Source organism: Streptomyces sp. NPDC058291 (genome assembly GCF_042880855.1).
GTDB lineage: Bacteria > Actinomycetota > Actinomycetes > Streptomycetales > Streptomycetaceae > Streptomyces.
This window is the reverse complement of record NZ_JBHVYK010000012.1, coordinates 1-5367: the sequence shown is the minus strand read 5'-3', so window position 1 is coordinate 5367 and position 5367 is coordinate 1. Positions and strand designations below refer to the sequence as shown.

3 protein-coding genes are annotated in these 5367 nt (G+C 74.9%); 2 read left to right on the top strand and 1 reads right to left on the bottom strand.

Annotated features, from left to right (window positions below; genetic code table 11):
- Complete coding sequence (locus ACFVYK_RS08560; protein WP_389770241.1) at positions 1-960, bottom strand: D-2-hydroxyacid dehydrogenase family protein; 960 nt, start codon at positions 958-960, stop codon at positions 1-3.
- 305 nt (positions 961-1265) lie between these two features.
- On the opposite strand from ACFVYK_RS08560, the gene ACFVYK_RS08555 reads away from it, so the two are divergent.
- Positions 1266-2168, top strand: coding sequence for a glycosyltransferase family 2 protein (locus ACFVYK_RS08555; RefSeq protein WP_389770463.1), 903 nt, complete (start codon positions 1266-1268; stop codon positions 2166-2168).
- Between the two features lie 424 nt (positions 2169-2592).
- Positions 2593-5367, top strand: a 2775-nt coding sequence (locus ACFVYK_RS08550; protein WP_389770239.1) for a BTAD domain-containing putative transcriptional regulator, incomplete at its 3' end; no start/stop codon positions are given.

The following is a 5367-nucleotide window of genomic DNA, read 5'->3' as shown; positions in this document are numbered from 1 at the left end:
TCAGCCCAGCACCCGCACCGGCGTTCCCGCCAGATACGCCCGGATGTCCTCCACCGCCTGCCCGTAGTACCGCTCGTAGTTGGCCCGGGACACGTAGCCGAGGTGCGGGGTCGCCAGCAGGCGGGGAGCCGTGCGCATCGGGTGGTCGGCGGGCAACGGCTCCACGTCGAAGACGTCGACGCCCGCGCCCGCGATACGGCCCTGCCGCAGAGCCGCCAGCAGCGCATCCTGGTCGACGATCGCCGCCCGCGAGGTGTTGATCAGGTAGGCCGTCGGTTTCAGCCGGGCCATTTCAGCGGGGCCCACCAGGCCCCGGGTGCGGTCGCTCAGCGCCAGGTGGACCGACACGAAGTCGCTCTCGGCGAGAAGCGCCTCCTTCGACGGGGCCGGGCTCACGCCGACCTCCGCCGCCCGCTCCCGCGTCAGGTTCTGGCTCCACGCGCTCACCTCCATGCCGAAGGCGAGGCCCACGCGGGCCACCGCGCTCCCGATCCTGCCCAGGCCCAGCAGGCCGAGCCGGCGGCCGTGCAGGTCCGCGCCGACGGTGGACTGCCACGGGCCGCCCTCCCGCAGGGCCGTGCTCTCCTGGACCAGACCCCGGGCCAGGCCCAGCAGCAGGGCCCAGGTCAGCTCGACCGGCGGGGTCGACGAGCTCTGCGTGCCGCAGACCGTCACGCCGTTCGCCCTCGCCGCCGCGTAGTCGATCACCGAGTTGCGCATGCCGGAGGCGATCAGCAGCCGCAGCCGGGGGAGACGGTCGAGCAGCGACGCCGGGAACGGGACCCGTTCCCGCAGCGTGACCACGCAGTCGAAGTCGGCCAACGCCGCCGCGAGTCGGTCCTCGTCGGAGAAGTGCTCGGTGAAGGAGACCGTCTCCAGTTCCTCGCCCGGGGCCGACCAGTCGGCGACGGTCGTCGCGACGTTCTGGAAATCGTCGAGTACGGCACAGCGGAAGGGCACGGCGTTTCCTCCAGGCGTGGTTTTCGAGGCGGTGTTCTTCGGGGCGGCTCTTCTTCGTGGCTCTACTTCGTGACTCTTCTTCCAGGTGGGAAGGGTCCTCCCCGAGATTACGGGGGAGACGTGAGGGCCCGCGGCCCGCTCTCGCCGCCGGCCCGGCGGGGGCCGCAACAGGGGGCTGTCGGAGCGGCGGTGGCATCTGAGGCACCATCTAGGTGCACGAGGCAGCCGCGGTGCGCACGGAAACGCGGCCGCCGAGAACCGGACGGAGTGAGAGGAACGTGGTGGACGTGGGGGACGCGGTCGGCATGGGAGACGCGGCGGGGCCGAGGATCGCCGTCGCCGTGGTGACGATGGGGGACCGGCCCGCCCAGGTCGACGCGCTGCTGGAGTCGGTGGCCAAACAGGACCTCGCCCCGGCCCGCATCGTGATCGTCGGCAACGGCTGCGTGCTCCCCGAGTTCGCCGAGCGGCTCTCCCTGCCCGGCGAGGTGACCACGATCGACGTCGACGAGAACCTCGGCTGCCCCGGCGGCCGCAACGTCGGCCTCGCCCGCCTCCGCGCGTTCGGGGACGTGGACGTCGTCGTCGAACTGGACGACGACGGACTGCTCGTCGACGCCGACGTCCTGCGCCGCATCCGCGACCTCTACGCGGCCGACCCCCGGCTCGGCATCGTCGGCTTCCGCATCGCGGACGAACACGGTGAGACGCAGCGCCGGCACGTGCCGCGCGTCGGCGCGTCCGACCCGCTGCAGGGCGGGTACGTCACCGGCTTCCTCGGCGGCGGCCACGCCCTGAGCATGGCCATGCTCGAAGAGACCGGCGACTGGCCCGCCGAGTTCTTCTTCGCGCACGAGGAGACCGACCTGGCCTGGCGGGCCACCGACGCCGGATGGAAGATCCTCTACGCGCCGGAGCTGCTGCTCCAGCACCCCAAGACCTCGCCGGCCCGGCACGCCATCTACCACCGCGTCACCGCGCGCAACCGGGTCTGGCTGGTCCGGCGCAACCTTCCGCTGCCGCTCATCCCCGTCCACCTGGGCGTCTGGATCGCCGTCACCCTGCTGCGCACGCGCTCGCTCCTCGGGCTCAAGGCCTGGTTCGGCGGTTTCGCGGAGGGCGTGCGGAAGCCGGCGGGGGCTCGCCGGCCCATGAAGTGGCGGACGGTGTGGCGGCTCACCCGGCTGGGCAGGCCGCCGGTCATCTGAGCAGCGGCGCCCGGTCGCCCGGAAAACGGGGCGGGCCCCGGTCGTTCACCTCTGACGACCGAGGCCCCACACACCCCCGGACCGGCCGCAGCGGCGACACTCCCCCGAGTTGCGCGTGCGTACGCGCGCGCCGACGGGCCAGATCCGAGGGTCTGATCACACCAGATCACGCCAACGAATCGCTAACATATGGCCAACGATTGTTCGGGTCTTCGCTGGTCATCCGGCCTGAAGTCGTCGGACGACCACGGGGGCGGGCCGGATCGACGGCCGGTCCCGGCGGGGACCGTCTCCAGGGCCGCCAGGGTCCGGAGGGCGGAAAACCGGCGGCCGGGGGCGGAATCGCGCCGGCACGGCGGGGTACCCGCCCGGGGCGCGGGCGACTCGACAGAGCGACCCGGCAGCGGCCGGGCGCGGGAAGGCGATGGGCGGCGTGATGCGGCGGTACGGGCTGCGGTTCGGACTGCTGGGCCCGCCGGTCCTGTACACGGCCGACACGACGGAAGCCACCGCCGAGCCCGCGTTCGACGCCCAGTCCCCACCCGACCCGCAGTCCGCACCGGACCCCCAGTCCCCATCCGACCCGCAGTCCGCATCGGACCCCCAGTCCCCACCCGACCCGCAGTCCGCATCGGACCCCCAGTCCCCACCCGACCCGCAGTCCGCATCGGACCCCCAGTCCCCACCCGACCCCGAGGCAGTGTCCGCGCCCGACCCCGAGTCCGACCCCGAGGCAGTGTCCCCGCCCGGGTCCGCGCCCGGGTCCGAAGCCGAGGTCCGCGGCCGGCGCGATGCCGGCACTGCCGACGAGGCCGTCCCCCGTGTTCGCGCTCGCCCTCCGTACGAGACCGTCCGCGGCCCCAAGGTGCGTGCGCTGCTGGTCGCCCTCCTCCTGGAAGCGGGCCGGACCGTTCCCGTCGACTCGCTGAAGGAGGCGCTGTGGGGCGGCGCTCCTCCGGCGTCCGCTCAGGCCTCGCTGCACAACCATGTGACCCGGCTGCGCCGGCTGCTCGACGACCCGGAGCGGCTGCGGGCGGTGGCGTCCGGATATCGGCTCAGGGTGGAGCAGGGCGAACTCGACGTCCATGTCTTCGAGCAGCACGTCGCCGCAGCGCGCGGTGCGCAGGCCGCCCAGAACTGGGAACGGGTCGTGCGCGAGTGCGCGGCGGCGCTCGCGCTGTGGCGGGGAGCTCCGCTCAGCGGCCTCCCCGCCGAGCTGGGCGGATATGCCTTCGCGCGACGGCTGCGGGAGGCCCGGCTCCTGCTCCTGGAGTGGCGCCACGACGCCGAACTCGCGCTGGGAACAGGGCGGTTCGAGCACAGGCTGCCGGAGCTGACGGCGCTGGCCGCCGAGCATCCGCTGCGCGAGGCGTTCCACCGTCAGCTGATGCTCGCCCTGCACCGCACCGGCCGCCAGGCCGAGGCCCTCGCCGTCCACCGCGACCTGCGCACCCGTCTCGTCGAGGACCTCGGCGTCGAGCCGGGCCCGGCGGTCCGCGAGGCGCATGTGGAGGTGCTGCTGGGATCCATGACCGACGCCCTCGCCGCGCCGCCTTCCCCCGCCCCCGCCACGTCCTCCCCCGCCCCCGCCACGTCCTCCCCCGCTCCCGCCACGTCCTCGCCCGCCCCCGCCCCTCTCCCTGCTCCCACCGCCGAGTGCGACTCCGCGGCCCGGTCGGCCCGACACCCTCGCCCCGCTCAACTGCCTCCGCCTCCCGCCCACTTCACCGGCCGCCTCGAAGACCTGCGCCGACTCCACCGCACGCTCGCCTCCGGCCCCGTCGTCGGTGACTGTCCCGGCGGCGACCCGGGTCCGGCCGTCGTCGTCCTCAGCGGGACGGCCGGCGTGGGCAAGAGCGCGCTCGCCCTCCAGGTCGCCCACGGGCTGAGGGAACGTTTCCCCGATGGGCAGCTGTACCTCCGTCTGCACGGCGCGACCCCCGGCATGACCCCTCTCGCCGCGGGGCAGGCGCTCACCGCCCTGCTGCGCGACCTCGGGGTGGAACCACGCCACATCCCCGAACACCCGGACGCCGCCGCGGCGTTGCTGCGCACCCTGCTCGCCCCGACCCGCACCCTCGTCGTCCTGGACGACGCGGCGACCGCCGCTCAGGTCCGCCCCCTGCTCCCGGCCGGCGCGGGGTGCGCGGTGATCGTCACCAGCCGCTCGCCGCTGACCGCCCTCGACGGCGCACACCGTTTCCCGCTCGCGCCGCTCTCCGGCGAGGACAGCGCCGCTCTGCTGCGCACGGCCTCGGGGCCCGGCGAGGGGCGGGCGGAGCTGAGCGCGGGCCACCCGCTCGTCGGTCTCACCGGCCGCCTCCCGCTCGCCCTGCGGGTCGTCGCCGCCCGGCTGGCCGCGCGCAGCGCCCTCACGCCGGACGTCCTGGCCCGTCAACTCGCGGACGCTGCCAGCAGGCTGGCGCATCTGGAGTATGACGATCTGAGCGTCCGCCGTTCCCTGGCCGTCGCCCACGAGGCGCTCGCCGGCTCCGGACGCGCGGTCGACCGGGACGCGGCCCTCGTCCTGCGCCGTATCGGCGCGCTCGACCTGCCGACGTACGGCGTCCCGCTGCTGGCCCGGCTCATCGGGGCCGACGAGCCCCGCGCCGAGGCCGCGCTGAACCGCCTGGTCGACGTGGCCCTTCTGGAGGAGCGGGCCTACGGCCGCTACACCCCTCACGACCTGGTCCGCGACTTCGCCCGCGAACTCGCGGAGGCCGACGCCGCGCCGCACGGCGCGGCCGACGCGACGCTCCCGACGCCGCTGGCGACAGCACCGGGGCCGACGGCGTCGACAGCACCGGCAACATCGCCGACGCCGGTCCGGGCCCCGGCACCCGCTGGAGCACAGGCGGTCGCCCTGCACTGGTACGCCGCCGTGGCCGAGCGCGTCCTGGCCGCCGTCGCCGAGGCGGGTCTCGACCAGGACGACCGACGCCGTCCGACCGCGGCGCAACCGCCCGCCCACACGGCGTACCTCGCGGACGTGCCCCCCTTCGCCGGACCCGAGGACGCCTTCGCGTGGGCGGACGCCGAGCTGGAGAACATCGTCGCCCTGGTGGAGAGCAGCGCAGGCGAAACACCGGCAGCGACGACCGGTGCGTCCGTCTCCGCCTCCGCCCCCGGCGCCCCGGGCCCGGCCGTCTCCGGTACGCCGGGCCCGGCGGTCTCCGGCACTCCGGGCCCGGCCGTCTCC